General features: G+C 47.6%; 13 protein-coding genes. 11 read left to right on the top strand and 2 right to left on the bottom strand.

Going from position 1 to position 20856, the window contains the following annotated elements; all coding sequences use genetic code 11:
- Nucleotides 1–4: 4 nt before the first annotated feature.
- From L0U89_RS06970 to L0U89_RS06935, 8 genes are all read left to right on the top strand, one after another.
- Entirely contained in the window at nucleotides 5–1252 is a 1248-nt protein-coding gene (locus tag L0U89_RS06970) for a nitrous oxide reductase family maturation protein NosD (protein WP_234860872.1), read from the top strand.
- A complete protein-coding gene (locus L0U89_RS06965; protein WP_234860871.1) occupies nucleotides 1227–1970 on the top strand; it encodes an ABC transporter ATP-binding protein in 744 nt (247 codons plus the stop codon). The genes L0U89_RS06970 and L0U89_RS06965 overlap by 26 nt, the downstream gene beginning before the upstream one ends.
- Nucleotides 1963–2730 (top strand): ABC transporter permease subunit, encoded by a 768-nt coding sequence (locus tag L0U89_RS06960; RefSeq protein WP_234860870.1) that lies wholly within the window; start codon nucleotides 1963–1965, stop codon nucleotides 2728–2730. The genes L0U89_RS06965 and L0U89_RS06960 overlap by 8 nt, the downstream gene beginning before the upstream one ends.
- 201 nt (nucleotides 2731–2931) lie before the next feature.
- Complete coding sequence (locus tag L0U89_RS06955) at nucleotides 2932–3621, top strand: protein-L-isoaspartate(D-aspartate) O-methyltransferase (protein ID WP_234860869.1); 690 nt, start codon at nucleotides 2932–2934, stop codon at nucleotides 3619–3621.
- Between the two features lie 170 nt (nucleotides 3622–3791).
- A complete protein-coding gene (locus tag L0U89_RS06950) occupies nucleotides 3792–5408 on the top strand; it encodes a tetratricopeptide repeat protein (protein WP_234860868.1) in 1617 nt (538 codons plus the stop codon).
- 230 nt (nucleotides 5409–5638) lie between these two features.
- On the top strand, nucleotides 5639–5794 hold the full coding sequence (locus L0U89_RS06945; RefSeq protein ID WP_234860867.1) for a hypothetical protein: 156 nt from the start codon (nucleotides 5639–5641) through the stop codon (nucleotides 5792–5794).
- Nucleotides 5795–5899: 105 nt separating this feature from the next.
- On the top strand, nucleotides 5900–13315 hold the full coding sequence (locus tag L0U89_RS06940; RefSeq protein ID WP_234860866.1) for a S8 family serine peptidase: 7416 nt from the start codon (nucleotides 5900–5902) through the stop codon (nucleotides 13313–13315).
- 190 nt (nucleotides 13316–13505) lie between these two features.
- The gene (locus tag L0U89_RS06935) at nucleotides 13506–14306 is read left to right on the top strand and encodes a sterol desaturase family protein (RefSeq protein WP_234860865.1); all 801 of its coding nucleotides are present in this window, start codon (nucleotides 13506–13508) and stop codon (nucleotides 14304–14306) included.
- A gap of 57 nt (nucleotides 14307–14363) precedes the next feature.
- On the opposite strand, the gene L0U89_RS06930 is transcribed toward L0U89_RS06935, so the two are convergent.
- Nucleotides 14364–15521 (bottom strand): methionine aminotransferase, encoded by a 1158-nt coding sequence (locus tag L0U89_RS06930; protein ID WP_234860864.1) that lies wholly within the window; start codon nucleotides 15519–15521, stop codon nucleotides 14364–14366.
- A gap of 3 nt (nucleotides 15522–15524) precedes the next feature.
- The gene (locus tag L0U89_RS06925) at nucleotides 15525–16808 is read right to left on the bottom strand and encodes an APC family permease (protein WP_234860863.1); all 1284 of its coding nucleotides are present in this window, start codon (nucleotides 16806–16808) and stop codon (nucleotides 15525–15527) included.
- Nucleotides 16809–17348: 540 nt separating this feature from the next.
- Between L0U89_RS06925 and rocF the strand changes: the two genes are divergently transcribed.
- From rocF to L0U89_RS06910, 3 genes are all read left to right on the top strand, one after another.
- A complete protein-coding gene (gene rocF, locus L0U89_RS06920) occupies nucleotides 17349–18299 on the top strand; it encodes an arginase (RefSeq protein ID WP_234860862.1) in 951 nt (316 codons plus the stop codon).
- A 134-nt stretch (nucleotides 18300–18433) separates the two neighbouring features.
- Entirely contained in the window at nucleotides 18434–20224 is a 1791-nt protein-coding gene (gene argS / locus L0U89_RS06915) for an arginine--tRNA ligase (protein WP_008625380.1), read from the top strand.
- Between the two features lie 2 nt (nucleotides 20225–20226).
- On the top strand, nucleotides 20227–20808 hold the full coding sequence (locus L0U89_RS06910) for a glutathione peroxidase (protein ID WP_008625381.1): 582 nt from the start codon (nucleotides 20227–20229) through the stop codon (nucleotides 20806–20808).
- The last annotated feature ends 48 nt before the right edge of the window (nucleotides 20809–20856 follow it).

Genomic DNA, 20856 nt, shown 5'->3' with positions numbered 1-20856 from the left:
GGCCATGAAAACCCTAATTACCCTCCTGTTCGCGATTTCCTGCTTTCTGCCAAACGTGGCAACTGGCACGGTAATTAAGCTAACTTCCGGAGGAAACATCCAAATGGCCATTGACAAAGCCCAGCCTGGCGATACGATTTTGCTTGCGGCAGGTAGGTACGAGGGCCATGACCTGACCATCCGGAAGCCCTTGACGATATGGGGCGAATCATACCCCGTCGTGGACGGGATGCACAAAGGCAATATCTTTTTGGTGGCTGCAGAAAATGTCCATTTCAAAGGACTTCACATCATCAACTCCGGGAAATCCACCATGGAAGACTCCGCCGGCATCAAGTTTTTTGACTCAAAATCCTGTACCGTCTCCGACAACCTACTGGAGGAAACCTATTTTGCCCTCCATTTTTCCAATTCAGAAGATATAACCGTCAGCAACAACAGGCTCTTTTCCTCTGCTGAAAAGGAATACCAAACCGGCAACGGTATCCACCTTTGGAAGTGCAAAAACTCGATGATTGAAAATAATACCGTCATGGGACACAGGGATGGCATTTACCTCGAATTTGTCACCAACACGGTCAGTAGGCAAAACACGATCGAAGGCAACAAGCGCTACGGCCTACACTTCATGTTTTCCCATGACAACAGTTATCTCCAAAATACATTTCGCAGAAATGGCGCTGGCGTGGCGGTGATGTATACCCACAACGTACTCATGCAAGAAAACCTGTTCGAAGAAAACTGGGGTGCATCCTCCTATGGGATCTTGCTCAAGGACATTACCGACAGCCAGGTCATCAACAACATTTTCCGGAAAAACACTATCGGCATCTACATGGAGGGAAGCAGTCGCAATACCTTCCAAAACAACAGTTTCCAGCAAAACGGATGGGCATTTAAGCTGATGGCCTCCTGTGACCGAAACACCATCGAAGCCAATAATTTCCTTGGCAATACATTTGACATAAGCACCAATGGTAGCGTGGTTCTCAATACTCTTAATCAAAATTATTGGGACAAATACGAAGGATACGACCTTGATAAGGACCGCCTCGGCGATGTCCCCTACCGGCCAATCAATCTTTTCAGCATGATCGTGGAGAAAATACCCGCGGCAGTCATCCTGTGGCGAAGCTTCCTGGTGACGCTGCTAGACAGGATGGAAAAGGTGATCCCTTCCATCACTCCCGAAAACATGATCGACAACTCCCCAAAAATGAAACCCTATGATCTCGGTACGGCACATTCATAAAAAATTCGGCAAACTCGATGTCCTGAAGGATTTCGAATTGGAATTCCAAGCGGGCAACAGCTATGCCCTGATGGGGCCCAATGGCTCGGGTAAGACCACCTTGATTAAGATCATACTCGGCATGGTCCTCCCCAATTCTGGCGATGTGCTTGTCAATGGACAATCCATCAAAGGCAATACCGCCTATCGCTCCCAAATCGGCTACATGCCTCAAATTGGTCGATATCCTGACAATATGCGTATTGGGCAGCTTTTCTCGATGATGCAGGACATCAGGCCGGAAATCAAAGACTACGACATGGATTTGGTAAAGGCCTTCGGTCTTGACACCATGCTCGACAAACCCATGCATACGCTCAGCGGCGGTACCCGGCAAAAGGTGAGTGCGGCCTTGGCGTTTATGTTTCGCCCGGCCATCCTGATACTCGATGAACCCACGGCGGGATTGGATCCGATCGCGGTCGAAGTATTGAAAAACAAGATCAAGAGAGAAAGGGAGGCCGGAAAACTCATCCTAATCACTTCGCATATTCTCAGCGAACTGGAGGAACTGACCAATCAGGCCATCTACATTTTTGAGGGCGAAGTGTTCTTCAACGACTCGGTCGAAAGCCTCAAAGACATCACGGGTGAAAACAAATTTTCCACTGCCATTGCGCGATTGATGGAGTGGAGTTTAAAAAAAAACACGAAAAAAACTGAATTGAGCCATGTTTAAGCTATTGAAATATTCCCTCTATGACATTGTCAAATCCCGGTTTGCCTTGTTGTACACGCTATTCCTCGTTCTGGTGGCCATTTCAATCTACCAAGTTTCCGAGGATATGGGCAAAGTCTCGCTCAGCCTGCTGAACATCATGCTGATGATCGTCCCGCTGATCGCCGCCGTATTTGCGAGCACCCACTTTTTCAACAACCTTGAGTTTACCGAACTGATGCTGGCCCAGCCGGTGAAGCGCAGGGATGTGTTCCTGAGCCAGTTTTTGGCCGTAGCATTTGTCCTCAGCATGGCTTTGATTGTTGGATTTGGGGTCCCCATGCTGATTTGGGGAGCAGATGTGACGATTCTGACGCTCTTGGGAATTGGGATCGGTCTTAGCGTGATATTTGCGGGATTGGCATTTCTTGCTTCAGTGATGACCCGTGACAAGGCCAAAGCCATCGGCATAAGTCTGTCATTTTGGATCTATTTTTCCTTGGTATATGATGGATTTGTGCTGTACCTGATATACAGCTTGGCAGATTATCCTTTGGAAAAAACCACCTTGGGACTCATTTTCCTCAATCCCGTGGACTTGGGACGCATCATTATGCTGATGCAACTGGACATTTCGGCCTTGATGGGCTACACTGGCGCGTTCTTCCAAAATTTCTTCGGCAGCTTCCAGGGAATCCTGATTTCCTCAGGCGTATTGCTTCTTTGGATGCTATGGCCTTCATATTTTGCGCTGCGGGTATTTCGGAAAAAGGATTTCTGACCGCTCCTCGGATCTCGAAAGCTTTCGGAATACAAGCTCGAGCTTGGATCATGCATATTTCCAATCGCTTCCGCAAGCTTAGGATTGAAAATTCGAATGACCCGGTGATTCGTTTTCAAATACCGAACAGGCATTTATTTTCAAGGATTTTTCCCCCAATTTCGTTAAATTCAGGTAGTCATCGGCACAGCCCCATTCCCCATGAACCGATTGCTCTACATCCTCATGCTGTTATCTATTTTCCAAACCGACCATTACCAAACCCTACGCAACGATATGGTCAGGACCCAATTGGAAGCCCGTGGCATCCGCAATGCGCTCGTCCTAGCTGCTATGCGCAAAGTGCCCCGACACCAACTCGTCCCGGGAAATGTCCGCCATCTCGCCTATGAAGATGGTCCGCTGCCGATTGGGAATGGGCAAACCATTTCCCAACCTTACATCGTGGCTTTCATGACGGAGGCAATCGATCCAAAGCCAGGGATGAAAGTATTGGAAATCGGAACGGGTTCGGGATACCAAGCGGCAGTGTTGGGAGAAATCGTCGGGGAAGTTTACACCATCGAGATCGTCGAACCCCTTGGCAAAAAAGCGCAAAGGGACCTTGCTGACTTGGGCTACAAGAATGTCCATGTACGTGTGGGCGACGGTTACCAAGGTTGGCCGGAAGAGGCGCCATTTGATGCAATCATCGTCACCGCCGCCCCCGACAAAGTCCCCCAACCGCTTATCGACCAATTGAAAGAGGGCGGAAAAATGATCATTCCCGTAGGGCCGCACGCCAACGCCCAAGAGCTGAGGCTTTTGGAAAAAAGGAAAGGAAAAATCCGTACCAGTTCATTAATGGGGGTTCGTTTTGTGCCATTCACGAGGGATTCGGTGAAAGAATAAGTCCTGAGCTGTAATTTGCCTTACATATCTGCATTAAACCCGAAATTTTTTTCAAGCGAGTCAGTTTGGCATTTCACCCAAAACCTTAACAACTTCAATTTCATTGATTTTTGAGCGATTTACACTAAGTTGCGAAGCAGAATATTGCGTAAATCCCACAGCTAGGTCATATGACTCTTAACCGAATTTTGCTGATACCGATTTTGGCGTTGACGGTCTTTCAAGCCAGCGCTCAGGATATCATCAAGTTGGACAGTCTGCAACTGGTAGTGAAACAGGCAAAAACCGATACGGCCCGCTTCAGAGCACTCATAGACCTTTCGCACTTATATTTTTCGACCGATTATGTCAAATCCATGGAATATGCCATTCAAGCCAAGGATTTGGCAACCGCAAAAGACCTCAAAAAGCATGAACTCACTGCGCTTACACAAATGGGCAATGTGGCGATAGCGCAGGGGGACTACAAGCAAGCGGCGACTTTGTTCTTCAACAGTCTCAAAGAGTATGAGGAACTGAAGGATACTTCAGGAATCATCTCGATGAACAACAATCTCGGCGCTTCCTACGATCGTATGGGTGAATATGATAAAGCCTTGGAATGCTATTTCACTGCCCAAGAGCTCATGAATGCTTCCAACCTGACAGAAAGAAAAAAGGTAGTCCTGCCCACCGTTTACAACAATATCGCCAACATCTATCAGACCAAAGGTGATCCGAAATCCGCACTCGCGTACTACGAAAAAGCGCTAAAACTCGCCTTGGAAGTACCCAACCACAAAGCCCAAGGTATTGCCTACAACAATATCGGAAAGCTATACGCGAACGAACTCAATGAACCTGACAAAGCATTGGATTACCTGATGAAAGGATTGGAATTTCGGGAAAAGATCGGCGATTTGGGCGAGATCGCGCGCTCACTCATTATCCTCAGCAACTTTCACCTCAACCAAAAGGATCTTGCAAAAAGTGAGGAATACTCGAAACGTGCCCTGGAAATAGGCAATAAAATCGGCTCAATGGACATCAAGCGTGCCGCTTTCCTGGGGTTGTCAGAAATCGAGGAAAATCGCGGCAACTATTCCGCTGCCTTGTCCAATTTCAAAAACTTCAAAACCTACAGCGACAGTATCCTCAACCAACAAGCTACGAGCGAAATCACCCGCCTACAACTTCAATATGATTTCGAAAAGGCAGAAAAGCTACGAGAGGAAGAGGCAAAGCAATCCCGGTTCAAATACCTCAGCACGATTGCCGCATTGTCTATCGGACTGATTTTGGCCGTGTTGATCACATTGGTGATCAGGTCCAAGGCCCGGCAAACTGAGTTGAGTCAGAAGAACCTTGCACAAGACGTTGAAATCAAAAACAAGGAATTGACGACCAATGTGATGTACCTGATCAGAAAAAACGAGCTGATCAACAATGTCGCAGAGCGCCTTCTGAAAATACAGCGGAACCTGCTTCCTGAAAACCAGAAGATCATTCAGGAAATCATCCTGGATCTGCAGCGGGAAGGTGACAATGACACTTGGAAGGAATTTGAATTGCGGTTCAACCAGGTGCACAGTGAATTCTACACAAATCTTCGCAAGCTATATCCCGACCTATCCCCGACCGAGGAGAAACTTTGTGCATTCCTTCGCCTCAACATGAATTCGAAGGAGATCGCCGCTGTCACCCAACAGAGCATCAAAAGCGTGGAAGTAGCACGAGCACGTCTTCGAAAAAAGCTCAACCTTACCAACACCAACTCCAATCTGGTGACACACTTGGCCAATATCTAGCTTCTTTGTGGCCTAGGCGTCGGAAAAAAAATTCGAATGCCATTTTCTATAAATCACTGATATACATAACATTAAAATGTTTGTTAAGGTGATGTTAAGGTGTTTTTCTACCTGCTAGCAATTATTCTAAGGTCATTTTTTTCAAAGTAGTGGTTATTCAAAGGCTGATTTTTTTCAGGTTAGTTTTATTTACCGTTGCTTTAGTCCTCGAAACTCAATCGGGGCCAACAATGGACGACAAAAACAAAAATGAGGAATTGATCTACAAGCTGATCGAGAAACGAAAGCAGGAAAACGACGCTTTCACCAAACTGCTTAACGCCATGGGAGGCAAACCCTCTGAGGCTTCGGTCAAACCTTCCTCCACTGATCGCAAAAAAAACTAGCGATAGAAGGCCAAAGTGCCAATTCCCCTCAAAAAACGCAATTTCAATTCAATCAAAGATTATAATCCTAACCCAAGTACTATGAATCATTCTCTACCCAATATCATGAGAAGCCTTCTAGTCGCCACACTGCTGATATTTTGCTCGATGCAAGCAATCGCGCAGAATCTTTATACAGATGGTGTACGAAAAGGCATGGTAAAGGTAAAATTTACCCCTGCCATGACTTCATCGCTTCCACAGGCAAGAGTCAATGCGCGCAACAACCAACTCACCACCGGGATGACTTCCTTTGATACAAAAGCTAGGGCTGTCAACGCCCATTCCATGTATCGGTTGTTTCCCTATGATGAAAAAAACGAACACAAGCTACGCAAACACGGGCTTCACCTTTGGTATGTAGTGGAAATCGAGGAAAGCGTAGACCCAAAAGTCGCTGCTGTTCAATTCAAAGAATTGCAGGAAGTGGCGATCGCTGAGGTAGAGCATGAAAAAATCCTCGCGCCCTATGCGGTAAAGGAACACGTTTCCGGACCCAGTCCTTTTTCTACCCTGCCCTTCAATGATCCTTTGCTCAAGGATCAATGGCATTACAACAATACCTTGCAAACAGGTTTGGGTGATGCGGATGTCAACTTGTTTGAGGCTTGGCAGCGTACTACGGGTGCCAGCAATATCATCGTAGCCGTGCATGACGAAGGTGTCGATGTGAACCACGAGGACCTCAAGGCCAACATGTGGGTCAATACTGCCGAACTTAATGGAAAGCCTGGTATTGACGACGACGGAAACGGGTACATTGATGATATCAACGGGTACAACTTTTCCAAAAATACCGGAAAAATCGATGCCCAATATCACGGTACACACGTGGCGGGAACTGTCGCCGCTGTCAATAACAACGGCCTTGGTGTAGCCGGCGTGGCAGGTGGAGATGGTTCCGGAAATGGTGTCAGAATCATGTCCCTGCAAATCATGGGCGGTGGCTCCATCGAGCGATCCTATATTTATGCTGCTGACAATGGCGCTGTAATCTCACAAAACAGCTGGGGCTATACCAATCCAGGCGCATATGACCAGTCCGTTTTGGATGCGATAGACTACTTTGTGGCTGAAGCCGGGGACTTCCCAGGTAGCCCAATGAAAGGAGGAATCGTCATCTTCGCCGCAGGGAATTACAACTACGACGACAGATGGTATCCTGCATACCACGAAAACACCATTGCCGTAACCGCGATCGGTCCGGAATGGAAAAAAGCCAGCTATTCCAATTTTGGAGCTTGGACAGAGATCGCAGCCCCGGGTGGTGACACTGAGTTGGGACCGGGAAATGGCGTGCTCAGCACGATTCCAGGAAACAAATATGCCTTTCTTGACGGTACCTCCATGGCTTGCCCACACGTATCCGGCATCGCAGCCTTGGCTCTGGCCAACAGGAACAAACAACTGACCAATACAGAACTCAAGAATAAGCTCCTCACGGGAGTGGTCAACATCGATGCCTTCAACCCCGATCACGTGGGTCTTTTGGGAACCGGTGCAATTGACGCGGAACTAGCCATAAGAAATGACTTGGGAATTGCTCCGAATCAGATCACCGACCTCGCCGTCACGGGGATAGCGCAAGAGTTTGCAACGCTGACTTGGACCGTACCAGCCGACGGAGATGACGACCAACCCACGGCATTTCATTTGTTCGTCCATACGGACAGCATTACGGCTGAGAATATCAACGCTGCTGAAAAGATCGTGATCAAAAACACCCTTCTTGCCGATAGCTTGATGACTTATGAGGTAACGGAACTTTTGGGATTGACCAAGTATTACTTCGGAATTACCTCTGTAGACCGTTGGGGAAATACTGCAGCATTGTCCCCGGTCATCACTGCAACAACCAATGAGGGACCAAAAATCGTGCTAGACGAAAACAGCCAAGAAATAGCGCTCGCGATAGATGTCAACACTGCAAACACTGCTACCCACGAGATTACGATTTCTAACCAAGCCGCGGGTATTTTGAGATGGAATCATTTGACACGCCACCGGAATTCCTTCCTTTCCTATTCTGCAAAACTAAACTACCCAACCCCTTCCCGAGCCAAACTTGCCAAGGATGGAATGGTAGGCATGCAAACTGTAGAGAGTGACAAAAACCAATTGAAGAAAAATGGTGTTGCCACTGCTTCGTTCATGCCGATCAATAAACAGTATGCTGCCTGGCCTACCAATATCATCGGAGATACAGACCTCACATTGACCAACTCAGCGGCTGCGAAGTTTTTTGTCACAGAAACCGAGGGTTTCAACCTTACCAATCTATCCATGTACCTCAAGCATGACCCTGCAAAAGGCCCGGTCATTGTCGAGATCTATGAAGGTGACAGCCCAATCAAAAAGAATCTGGTTTATGCGCAAGAATACAGCCATTGGGCCAGCATGGAAGCTTTTGCCTACATCACCTTGGATGAGCAGCTTTATTTCGAGCCAGGTTCCACATTCTGGGCGGTATTTCATGTGCCCGCGGGCAACCAATTCCCCTTGGGTATAGGCTTTGAAGCGGATCCATCCTATTCCGACAATTGCTTTATGTCTTTTGATATGGGAGCTACCTGGACGCAATTGGAAACGCTGCTTGGCAGCGGAGATTTTGCATGGGCAATCACGGCAAGCAGCAACAACCAACACCTAGGCACCTACCTCAATCTCGAGCCAGGCTCCGGGGATGTCAATGGTTTTGAACAAGTGGCCACAACACTTACGGCTGACGGCTCCAACTTGATCAACGGAGACTACAGCGCGTATTTGATCATCGAATCCAATGACGCCACCAATCGGCAGCTGAGAGTTCCAGTCAATTTGAATGTGAGCGGTCACAAACCATCTCTCCAACACGCGCTAATCGCAGATTATGGTGCAGTATTTATGGGTGAACAAAAGACGCTTGACTTAGTGATCGAAAACATAGGCTTTGGCAACTTCAACAACCCGAGCATCTACGCCGACAACGCCGCTTTCGTAGTGGATCCAAACGTGCCATGGCAAATCAAAGCAAGAGAACAAGTGGTGGTAAGCGTCTCCTTCAAACCAACCGCACCTGGAAATACCAACGGTATTCTCACGATTACCAACGGCGAACAAACTTATGAAATCGCATTGTTTGGTGTAGGTGCAGAGACTTCCAAAATCACAATCGCACCTGAAATTCAGACATTCAACGGTTTGACCATTGGAGACGAAGTAACCGCAAAAGTGTTGGTCGAAAACAAGGGCGCATTCCCATTAAAGTATTTTGTGCCGGGCCACGACAAAAACGGTATTTCGCAAAACTGGCCAAGTGATTACCATTCCTATGGCTACAATCTGCGATCAAACAGACCAACAGAAGCCAATCCGATTCCTTATGAATTTAAGGATATTTCCGGAACGGGCACCAATATTACCCAATCCATCATTGACCTTGGCAGCTATCATGCAGTGGATATGGGATTTGAGTTCCCATACTATGGAGACAGGGTCAAAACCCTCTACATTGCTAGCAAAGGCTTCACCACCTTTGACAATAGCGTCCGCTCGGTCAACGTACCGAGACTGAATGGTGGCGAATGGAGCCCTAAAGGATATGTATCTATCTTGGGCGCCTTCCTAAGCTACCTGACCCAGGGCGAAGTCTACTACCAAGTAGAGCCCGACCGCGTGATCGTGCAGTACGACAATGTTTGGGATGGATGGAGTTTTGGGGAAAGCATGACTGCCCAGATCGTCTACCATGCCAACGGTGATATCCGGTTCTACTATGAAAACCTGAACATTGCCGATTACAATAAGCAAAATCTGACCGTGCTGATCGAAGACCTCGGCCAACAAGACGGGATTTTGGTGAGTGACTGGACGCAGCCCGCGGATTTGTACACTGGGCTCGCGTTGGGATTTGATTTCCCTGGTCCAAACATCATCACCGAAGTAAAAAATGGCTCAGGAGTCGTCATGCCAGGCGCATCGCGGGAAATGGAAATCACCTTGTCGACAGCTAGCTTAACCGAAGGCTTGATCAATCGCTATGTCAACATTGTCAACAATGACCCGGACAACAAACAGAAAAACGCACTCATCCAGCTCGAGATCAACAAGGGCGGTATCGCGGTGCCGGTAGTTTCGGCAGACACAGTCAGATTTGGGACACTGTTCCAAGGGACGATCCGCAACCATCCATTTACCGTGAAAAACCCTGGAACCGCAAGTCTTGGCATCAGTTCCATGAACTTTGTCAACAATTCCTTCACACTTTCTGGCGATCAACCTACGACAATCGCGCCGGGACTGTTCGGAAAATACGCCATCCACATCCCTACAGACAAAAATGCAGACCTGGAGGATTGGCTGTCTATCAACTATCAAGACGGTACACAGGACACAATCTATGTGACGGGGAAAGTCGTCGATGCACCGGGTATCAATATCGACCTTGGCTTACTGACTGACACACTTGCCTTCGGGGAAAAATCATCCCACCCGATTAAGATCGAAAATACCGGTCTTTCACCACTGCAAGTGGCTCCGTCCGGTGGCAACTGGCTTTCTTTCGAAACGGAAATCCTCCCAAGCAGTATCGTGCCGGATTTTGGATACACGTTTGAAAAGTACAACAACGACGAGTTCTACCAGTGGATAGAAATCCGCAAGACAGGTACCCAAATGGAGTTTGTGGACTATGAAGATTTCCAAGGCACCTATTGGAGGGATTTGGAACTGCCCTTCCCAATCGAATTCTATGGTCAGAAGTACGACAAATTCAAAGTCGGTGACAATGGTATCATCTCCTTTGAAGACGATCCACAGGCTGAGTTCTTTACGGACTATATTCCTACTGCAACCCAGGGTAGAGCGATCATGCCGTACTGGACCTTCAGTACCTTCTCGGATTACTTCCACAAAAAAGAGGACATTGGAATATTCTACCAGTTTGAGGATGATAAAATCATCATCACTTGGAGCATTTTCATCAACAATCTTGGAGGGATGGGAGACCCCATTTCCGCCCAAGTCATCTTCTACAAAAATGGAACAATGAAGTTCCAGTACAGGCCTGAAGAAGGCGGTGCGGACTTGACGTCAGGGTTCTCGACGATCGGTCTCCAACGTAGCAGTACGGATGGCTTGTCCATCTCGGCTTACCAGCCGCTTGATCACGGAAAAGGCCTGGCGTACATCATCGTGCCTTCACGAAGGTATACCCTTGCACCGGGATCTTCCCTAACAGGAGATATTGTCTTGGATGCAACCAATATCTACGGCGGCGTCTACAACAAGCCGATGAAGTTTTTTACCAACGTACCAAACCAAGAAATCCTAGAAAAACCAGTGGAATTGACCGTGACGGGAGATCCCATGTTTGTGATGGCCGACACGGTCGACTTCGGAGCCAAGCTTGTATCGTTCGGATCCATCGAACCGACCATCAACACGGTCGACGTTGTCATCGAAAACAAAGGTGCAGCAGCATTTGACATCAGCTATGCTTCCATGGTCGATGGCACAGGGCCACTGCACATGATGGTCGAGGTCCAAGGCTTCTGGGGTCCCGAGTGGACACGCATAGACAACATCTGGTTCTGGCCAACATTCACGATCAGACCGGGCGACAAACTGGTCACCAGGGCAATTTTCTTCCCATCCCAAGAAGGGGAATTCATGGATGAAGTGGTTTTCCAAACCAGCCTTGGTGAACAAAGACTGTTGTTGAAAGGAACAGCATTTGAACCTGCAAGTATCAGGGTCGCGACAGAACCGATCTACGTGTCGATGCCATGGCCGAGACCAGTGAACCGCACGATCGCGCTTGACAATGAGAATGGCAAATCCGATCTCAACTACACGGCCACTGTGGATTATTTAAGGCCAGTGGGCACTTCAAGGACCGAGAGTTTGGCGACAACCAACTCCAAGGCCGTCAGCTTGACTGCTACACAAGTGGAAAGCCCTTCTGCCGCTAAAACATCCGCAGACTATAACAGAACACTTTCTCACACAGACAAGAAAGTTCCTGATACGTTCATCGGAACTGGTGGTACCGCACCATTCACACTCAGTACCCAATTCAATGCCGGACCGGAAGGTTTCAATCTCTCCCATATCGAGACGTTCTTCAGAATGGAAAATCTGACTTCCGCAGTAATTGAAGTGGAAATCAGGGCAGGAGGAAGCTCCGTGGCGGATGCCACAGTGATCACAAAAGGTACACTTGCTGTAACGAGAGTGGGTGCCGACGATAGCGGTGACTGGCATCAGGTTACTTTGGATCAGACTGTCGGCATTTATCCAAATGAAAACTTCTACGTGATAGTTACCTACCCGCTGGGAATTCAATTCCCACAAGGAACAGTCACCGGCATTGCAAATGTGCCAGGAAGGTTTGCCTACTATTTCGAGGGACAGTGGTACGAAGTTCAGGAAGGTGAGTTTGCAAATGCTGGCTGGCTGATGATAGCCGCCGAGATGGAAGCCGGAAACTTCAGCTGGCTACGCATCACAGAAGGTCAGACAGGTACCCTTGCCAAAGGGGAAGCAGGTATCGTTTCTCTGGAAATCGACGGTGGGTTTGGAAATCCAGGCAACCAGTCAGCCAATATTGTTTTCTCATCCAATGATCCAGCAAATCCAATTGTACGGGTTCCGGTGACCCTTCACCTCAACGAAGCACCAAACTTTGTGGGCGCACCGTCCACGATCGCAGTGGCTGAGGCAGACACATTGGTCGTGAAGTTTAAGGTTTCCGATCCGGAATCCAACACAGTAGAAGTCACAGCAGCACAAACCAAGGACTTCATCGAATTCGGATTTGCTTCTGACACCGTCAGTTTGGTGATGAAGCCAGATTTTGGTGACAAAGGGATATTCATCTACAGGCTGAAAGCTACCGACCAATATGGCGCGAGCCGTGATCTGGAGTTGCCAATCGAAGTGCTACACACAAACAGGGCTCCTGGCTTTATTGGAGATGCTGAAGCATTCGGATTCCTGAAGCCGGGTAACCTAACCGAACACAATCTTTCCGATTACTTCGCCGACCCTGACGGTGACGAGTTCACCTACACTGTTAGCAGCAGCAATGAGTCCATCTTGACCGTGTTTGCTTCAGCTTCCAGCTTTATCATCAGGACCGCCAACGAAGGAAATGCGACCATCACCTTCAAAGTGACCGATAAGCATGGTGCATCTAAAACCGTAGAAATCGCCGCTAAAGTAGATTTGATCAACGGATTGGAGGATTTGGACCAGCTCTTCAGCCTCACGGTGTATCCTAACCCGACCCCTGACTATGTACGTGTCCGCATCAAGGGGGAAATTGGAAACAGCTACTCCCTCCGAGTGATCACGATGCAAGGCGTCACGATGATCAGGAAAGACGAGGTCAACTCAAGGGAAGAAGCGGTGATCGATCTTAGATCGCTTCCAAAGGGAGTTTATCTCATGGAGGTAACCGACATGCGCGGTAAGAGCATGAGGAGAATTGTAAAAGATTAAGTCAAAATGCGTAAAGGTTGCGAAACCACCCAATAGTTGCAGTTCTCATGAACTGGGTTTAAGTTCAAAAGTGCGAAAAGGCCTCCGAGTGATCGGGGGCTTTTTTGTATGTTGGAAAAGCTGGGTTCCGCTGCCCAAAATAACCTTCCGATCTCGTTTTTTGTTATTTTCGATGCGATATCTTGACAGTATGGATTTTGATGTAGAATGGCTCTTGGGCCCGGATTACCTTGTTCCAGGAAATTTTCTGGCTTTGTTTTCCTTGTTGCTGCTTGGGATTTTTGTCCGGTATATCCTGTTGGCCTGGCTTTACCACAATCTGGTTTACAAAAAACTGGGCGATATGATGCCTTACCGAAGGCTCCATCAGCAAATCAAATTGAAACAGGTCAGGACGGAAATTTGGTATTCCTTTTTGGGCGCGATCATTTTCGCCGTTTCGGGTACATTGATGATCATTTTTTGGCAGCGAGGCTGGACCAGATTGTACACCGAACTGACGCTCCTGGATTTCATTTGGGTACCGCTAAGTTTTTTCATAGCCATGTTTGTCCACGAAACCTATTACTATTGGCTCCACCGCTGGATGCACAAGCCGAAGGTGCTGCGCCATTTTCACCATATCCACCACAACAGCCTCTACACGAGTTCATTTACTTCGTTTTCGTTTCACCCGATTGAAGCCTTTCTCCAAGCAATCTTCCTACCGATTCTGGTTCTGTTGATGCCGATGCACATTTTTGTGCTGCTGGCACTGTTAGTGACAATGTCCATCACCGCCGTGATCAACCATGCGGGTGTCGAAGTCTACCCGGCCTCCGCATTCAATTCACGATGGGCTAGATGGATGGTCGGGGCAACGCACCATGACATGCACCACTTGAAATACCGCTGCAACTATGGTCTTTATTTTACTTTTTGGGACGTCTGGATGAATACCGAAGACAAGGGTTTTGAGCAACGCTTTAAGGAACACAGCCAAAAAACCTGACACATCCCTGTAGGGGCTAGGAGGATTTCAATTCCTAAATTTTAAATCTGAAATGCCCTAACCCAGCCTGGACCAATCCAATCCTTGCAGCAATCCCAAGGCCTTTTCCAATAGTCCATCGTCTTTGGCAAAGCAAAACCTGAGGAGTTTGTGATCCTGCTTGTCATGGTAAAAAACCGAAACCGGTATACAGGCGACACCCACTTCTTTGCACATTTTCACCGAAAGCGCATAATCCGAAGCCTGGCTTAAATGCCCGTAGGACACGAGTTGGAAGAAACTTCCCTGCGCCGGGGTAAATTCAAAAGCTGTCTTTTTCAATCCCTCACAAAACAAATCCCGCTTGGTTTGATAAAAATCGGAAAGACTTTCGTAGCGGCTGGGTTCCATCAAAAACTCCGCAAGGGCATATTGCAGCGGCGTGGCGGTACTGAATGTCACGAATTGGTGGATTTTTCGGAAGGCTTCAGTCAGTGCGGGAGGCGCGATACAATACCCGATCTTCCAGCCTGTCACGTGGAAAGTCTTCCCAAATGATCCACAGGTAAATGTCCTTTCCCGCAGCAAGGGATGACTCATCAGGGGCAAATGGGGCCTCCCATCAAAAGTGATATACTCGTATACCTCATCGCTGACGACATAGATATCCCGATCCTGGATCAGGGAAGCAAGATTGTCAAGGTCTTCTTTTGTCCAAACATAGCCGCATGGATTGTGGGGCGTATTGACCATAATCAGACGTGTCTTCTCCGTAATCGCGGCAGACACACGATCCCAATCCACGGAAAAATCCGGCAAGCTCAACGGCACATAGACCGGAATACCCCCACTCAACTCTACAGCCGGAGCATAGCTGTCATAGGATGGCTCCAGCAAAATCACCTCATCCCCAAGGCTCACCACTGCCGTCACCGCAGAGAAAATCGCCTCTGTAGCACCGGATACGACCGTTACTTCCTTTTCTGGGTCGATCGAAAGTCCAAATGAGATGAGCGTCTTTTCTGCAATCCTTTGTTTCAAAATCGGAACCCCACTCATGGGTGCATACTGATTGTAGCCATCCCGCATGTATTGGGCGACGAGGTCCATCAAATACGGATAGCAATTGAAACTCGGAAATCCTTGGGACAGGTTGATGGCACCATGGTCCGAAGCCATTTTGGACATTACAGTGAAAATGGTCGTGCCAACCTGCGGCAATTTGGAGGGTAACATGGTTTACTTTATGGTTTTCCTATCAAACAAATAGACGATGTAACCTAGCAAGATTATTCCCAAACCCAAAAGACTTTCCTTCGGGCGGTCATACAACATAAATGCCATTACCCAAAGACTGAACAGGATGTAAATCACCTGTGGCCAAGGCTTCCAAGGACTCCGGAATCCCGAATGTTTGGGAAGGCGAAGTGAAGCTGCGATGGTGAGTGTGCCCATGAGTTGCAATACAAACCCTGCATACAAGAGCACTGTTTCGAACGAACCGGAAAACATCAGGGCCAAAGCGATCGCCGTATTGAACCAAATTGCGCGTACGGGGATTCCCTTTTGGTTGGTTTTGGCAAGCGGTCTCCAAAGACGGAAATCCTTCGCCATGGCATTGGTAATCCTCGGCCCAACCCAAGTGTAGCCGCTGATGGTAGCCACCAATTGGATGCCGATAAACAAGCTGACCCAAAACACGCCGGTGCTGCCAAACAGATTCCCAAATGATATCGTCGCTACCTGCACCTGCCCGGAAAGCTGCGCAATGGATGCATGTTTGAGAAAGACCAACTGCAACAAGAGGTACAGCACCATGACCAAAACGGTCCCTGAAATGAGCGCCTTAGGCAGGTTTTTGCTCGGTTGCTCGATTTCCTCCACGATGTAAGCCGCCGAATTCCAGCCCGTATAGGCGTAGAAAACATATACAAGCGAAACGGCAAAGCCGGGCTTAAGTATTTCTTTTTGCCAATTGGAGGAAAAATCCAAACCAACATCGGGTACCGCCGAAGCAAGCAGCATCCCTAATCCGATCAAAGCAAACACAAAGGCCATTTTGATTCCAGTGAGTACATTTTGAACGGTGCCCGATTGTCTGACCGAAAAGGAGTGAAAAGTACCCATCAGCAAAATGGCCGCAATTCCCATTACCGAACTGCTGTCCTCCCCTATCAGCGGCGACCAATATTGGATCATCGCCATCGCTGCAATCGCGATAGGCGCGGAAAATCCCACTGTCAACGAAATCCAGGCGTACAAGTAGCCTAAGGATGGGTGAAGTGTTTTTGACAGAAAGACGTAATCCCCACCGGACTGCTTGAAATGGGTTCCCAACTCCGCATACACAAATGCGCCCACCAATGCCAATACCCCACCTATCAACCACAGCAAAAGTATACTCCAAGTATTCTGGCTATCCAATACCTGAAAGCCCAGACTGGTAAAGACGCCCGTGCCGACCATGTTGGCGATCACCAAACTGGCGGCTGTCTTCCATCCGATTTTGTTGATTTGTCCCATTTCGAATAATCAGGGAGAAAAATAGCTTGATTTTTCGTATCGCAACTCGGGAACGTCAAAAATCAGCTCCGAACAACACAGGAAAAAAGCAAAATGTCACATCTGTGAAAATCCGTATCATCTGTGGTCCAAAAATCAACCACAGATTTCACTGATGAACGCAGATAATGGGCTGGCAGAAAGTAGCACCCACGGATTCCTCTTGATTCCTTTTCAACAAACTGGACTGAGGCAGATATTCACAAAGATCCATCTGTGGAAATCTGTGCCATCTGTGGTCCAAAAATCAACCACAGATTTCACAGATGGGCACAGATAATGGGGTGGCGGAAAGTTGTTCCGATGGGCTGAATTGAGAAAATTATTCATCAGAATCCAATCTGTGAAAATCCGTGTCATCTGTGGTTCAGAGATTTATTCACAGAAAACATTGAGTCCGCACATAAACCCCTCTTCTGTGGCCCAACAACCATTTTTCAAGCATTTTTGACTAGATTTGCAGCACTTTCGAAAAAGAAAGAAACCCAAATACCGCACTTTATGAGAAATATCAAGTTGGTCGAGGTACGCTCGGAAATTGCTGCAGGTACCCGCGGCGCAAGTCTTGGAATCGATGCGTTGAAAATAGCAAGCTTGGACAAAACCTCTGATTTTTTTACACGCTTCGACCCGATCAATGTTCCTGACGCCAACAATTTCCTGTGGAAAGGCAACAAGCACCCAAACGCCAAATACATTGACGGCGTCTACCAAGTGCTCAAAAACGTCTACAGCACGATCGAATCCCTCCGACTCGAAAAGATTTTCCCAATCGTTTTGGCTGGGGACCATTCGACCGCAGCGGGAACCATCATGGGCATCAAGGCCGCGGACCCGGATAAGCGATTGGGTGTTATTTGGATTGATGCCCATGCAGATTTGCATACGCCATACACGACTCCTTCGGGAAATATGCATGGAATGCCACTCGCGATGTGCATCCAAACGGACAACAAGGATTGCCAAGTGAACAATCCGATTCCAGAAACCATCAACTATTGGGAGAAAATCAAAAAAATCGGCGGTGACGCCCCAAAGATACTTGCCGAAGATATCGTCTTTATCTCCGTCCGGGATACCGAAACCCCAGAGGATCATCTTATCAGGAAACATGGAATCAAGAATTTCACAACAGATGAAGTAAGATCCTTGGGAATCTCCAAAGTGGCCGAGAAAGCACTGGAAATACTCGGCAAATGCGACCAACTCTACATCTCATTCGATGTGGACAGCTTGGATTCTTCAATCTCAGTCGGAACAGGAACCCCGGTCCCGAACGGTTTGACAGTCAAGGAAGCCTTGGAATTGAATGCCGAATTGATCAAAGACAAGCGGGTTTGCTGTTGGGAAATCGTCGAAGTGAACCCGACATTGGATACCGAAAACACCATGGCAGAAAATGCCTTCGATATTCTCGAAGCGACCACCACTTCACTCGTAGAGCATTTCTAATCCGGAAAAATATGAGTTGATTGACGGGGAATACGATGATTTTCTCTTCCCCTTATTGAAAAGGATAATGGACTTGCCATCCGAAATTATTTTCTTTGCGTCACACTTGGGAGCCGAGGGCTCAAACCGAATCCATGAACTTACAAGAAAAAATAATTGCCCAAATCCAAGAGGCATTCCTCCAACTTTTCGGGCATCAAACAGCGGCAGGCGAAATTGACTTGCAACCAACCCGCAAGGAATTTGAGGGAACGTTCACATTCGTGGTTTTCCCTTTTCTCAAAATCACCAAGCTCAATCCCGAAGCATCTGCCAACAAAATTGGAGAATTTCTACAAAGCCACTGCCCCGAAGTGAAGGGCTTCAACGTAGTGAAAGGATTCCTCAACATCTCCGTCAACGAACAGTCTTGGTTGGGTATCTTCTCCAACCTCTATCAAAATCAAGCCGTCGGCCAACTTCCAGCAAATGGGCAAAAAGTCATGGTCGAATACAGTAGCCCCAATACCAACAAACCCTTGCACTTGGGCCACCTGCGCAACAATTTTCTTGGTTACGCCGTGGCCGAAATCCTCAAGGCAAACGGGTACGAGGTCATCAAAGCCAACCTCGTCAATGATCGTGGCATTCACATCTGCAAGTCCATGGTCGCCTACAAGCACCTCGCAAACGGAGAGACTCCCGAATCGAGCGGACTGAAAGGTGACCATTTGGCCGGTAAGTACTATGTGCTTTTCGATAAGGAATACAAAAAGCAGATCGGGGAACTCATGGACCAGGGCCAATCCGAAGAAGAAGCCAAGAAAAATGCCCCTTGGATGCTGGAGGCACAGGAAATGCTACGCCTTTGGGAAGCTGGCGATGCAGATGTAGTGGGTTTATGGAAAACCATGAACACTTGGGTGTACGCGGGTTTCGATGCGACCTACAAAAAAATGGGAGTCGATTTTGATAAATTCTACTACGAATCAGACACTTATCTCTTGGGCAAAAACATCGTCGATGAAGGACTGACGAAAGGGGTTTTCTTCAAAAAACCAAATGGCTCCGTTTGGGTGGATTTATCCGCAGAGGGATTGGACGAAAAACTGGTGCTACGTGCAGATGGTACCTCAGTGTATATCACCCAAGATATGGGGACCTGCGACTTGAAATACCATGATTTCAACATCGACAAGTCAGTTTATGTCGTCGGCAACGAGCAAGATTACCATTTTGACGTGCTGTTCAAGATCATGCGTAAGCTGGGCAGACCCTACGGAAATGGCCTTTATCACCTTTCCTATGGGATGGTGGACTTGCCCACTGGCAAGATGAAATCCAGGGAAGGTACCGTCGTGGATGCGGACGACTTGATGGAAGAGATGATCCAAACTGCGGAATCACATACCAAAGAATTGGGAAAAATCGAAGGATTTTCTCCGGAGCAAGCGCGTGAACTGTATCAGATCCTGGGTATGGGCGCTTTGAAATATTTTCTATTGAAAGTTGATCCAAAAAAACGCATGCTTTTCAATCCGCAGGAATCCATCGAGTTCCAGGGAAATACCGGGCCATTTATCCAGTATTCGCATGCACGGATTGCGTCAATACTGCGAAAAGCGGACCAAATAGGAGTCGATTACAGCCTGAGTGGCTTTGCTGGATTGGAGCAGTTGGAGCCCAACGAGCGCGACCTAATTGTGGTACTCAGTGATTTTGAGAAAAAACTGGTCCAAGCCGGGGAGGAATATTCACCCTCCGTATTGGCTCAATATCTCTTTGAACTGGCAAAGGAATACAATAGATTCTATGCGGAACTACCCATTTTCAACGAGTCAAACCCGAAAATCCAGTCTTTGCGAATTGCACTCTCCGCCATGACAGCCAAAACAATCCGCAAAGGCATGCAGTTACTAGGTATAAAGGTCCCAGACAGAATGTAATTATGAAAAAAATGATCCTCATGTTGGCCGTGATAGGCATAGCCTGCACCGCCAGTATCCAAAAACAAAATCCTGAAACTATCACGACATTGGAACAACTGATTATGGAAAAATCCATCTACGATTTCAAAATGAAGGATATCAACGGCCAAGAAGTTGATTTCTCGCAGTTCAAAGGCAAGAAGCTCCTTTTGGTAAATGTCGCATCAAAATGTGGCTACACCCCACAGTACGAGGATCTGCAAAAACTGCACGAACAATACGGGGAAAAAGTGACCGTAATCGGCTTTCCAGCCAACAACTTTGGAGGACAGGAGCCCGGTACCAATGAGGAGATCAAGGAATTCTGCTCTACAAAATTTGGAGTAACCTTTAAAATGATGGACAAGGTATCCGTAAAAGGCGCAGACAAAGCCCCTTTGTATAGATGGCTTTCTGACAAAGACATGAACGGCTGGAACGACAAAGAGCCTTCTTGGAACTTCTGCAAATACTTCATCAACGAAAAAGGTGAACTCGTGAAGTTTTTCCCTTCTTCAGTGAAGCCAATGGATAAGGACATCCTTGCATTGATCGAAGCTTAATAAGTCCCATTAACAATAAAAGACCTGTTTTCTTACCAAAAACAGGTC

Origin of the sequence: Mariniradius sediminis, from assembly GCF_021491425.1 — a bacterium.
GTDB lineage: Bacteria > Bacteroidota > Bacteroidia > Cytophagales > Cyclobacteriaceae > Mariniradius > Mariniradius saccharolyticus.
Note: the sequence above shows the minus strand (reverse complement) of the source record. Positions and strands in the feature narration are given on the sequence as shown.

Bases quoted from the DNA above. Each gene is read 5' to 3' on its own strand.
- L0U89_RS06970 (WP_234860872.1), top strand. From the start codon at position 5: ATGAAAACCCTAATTACCCTCCTGTTCGCGATTTCCTGCTTTCTGCCA.
- L0U89_RS06965 (WP_234860871.1), top strand. From the start codon at position 1,227: ATGATCTCGGTACGGCACATTCATAAAAAATTCGGCAAACTCGATGTC.
- L0U89_RS06960 (WP_234860870.1), top strand. From the start codon at position 1,963: ATGTTTAAGCTATTGAAATATTCCCTCTATGACATTGTCAAATCCCGG.
- L0U89_RS06955 (WP_234860869.1), top strand. From the start codon at position 2,932: ATGAACCGATTGCTCTACATCCTCATGCTGTTATCTATTTTCCAAACC.
- L0U89_RS06950 (WP_234860868.1), top strand. From the start codon at position 3,792: ATGACTCTTAACCGAATTTTGCTGATACCGATTTTGGCGTTGACGGTC.
- L0U89_RS06945 (WP_234860867.1), top strand. From the start codon at position 5,639: ATGGACGACAAAAACAAAAATGAGGAATTGATCTACAAGCTGATCGAG.
- L0U89_RS06940 (WP_234860866.1), top strand. From the start codon at position 5,900: ATGAGAAGCCTTCTAGTCGCCACACTGCTGATATTTTGCTCGATGCAA.
- L0U89_RS06935 (WP_234860865.1), top strand. From the start codon at position 13,506: ATGGATTTTGATGTAGAATGGCTCTTGGGCCCGGATTACCTTGTTCCA.
- L0U89_RS06930 (WP_234860864.1), bottom strand. From the start codon at position 15,521: ATGTTACCCTCCAAATTGCCGCAGGTTGGCACGACCATTTTCACTGTA.
- L0U89_RS06925 (WP_234860863.1), bottom strand. From the start codon at position 16,808: ATGGGACAAATCAACAAAATCGGATGGAAGACAGCCGCCAGTTTGGTG.
- rocF (WP_234860862.1), top strand. From the start codon at position 17,349: ATGAGAAATATCAAGTTGGTCGAGGTACGCTCGGAAATTGCTGCAGGT.
- argS (WP_008625380.1), top strand. From the start codon at position 18,434: ATGAACTTACAAGAAAAAATAATTGCCCAAATCCAAGAGGCATTCCTC.
- L0U89_RS06910 (WP_008625381.1), top strand. From the start codon at position 20,227: ATGAAAAAAATGATCCTCATGTTGGCCGTGATAGGCATAGCCTGCACC.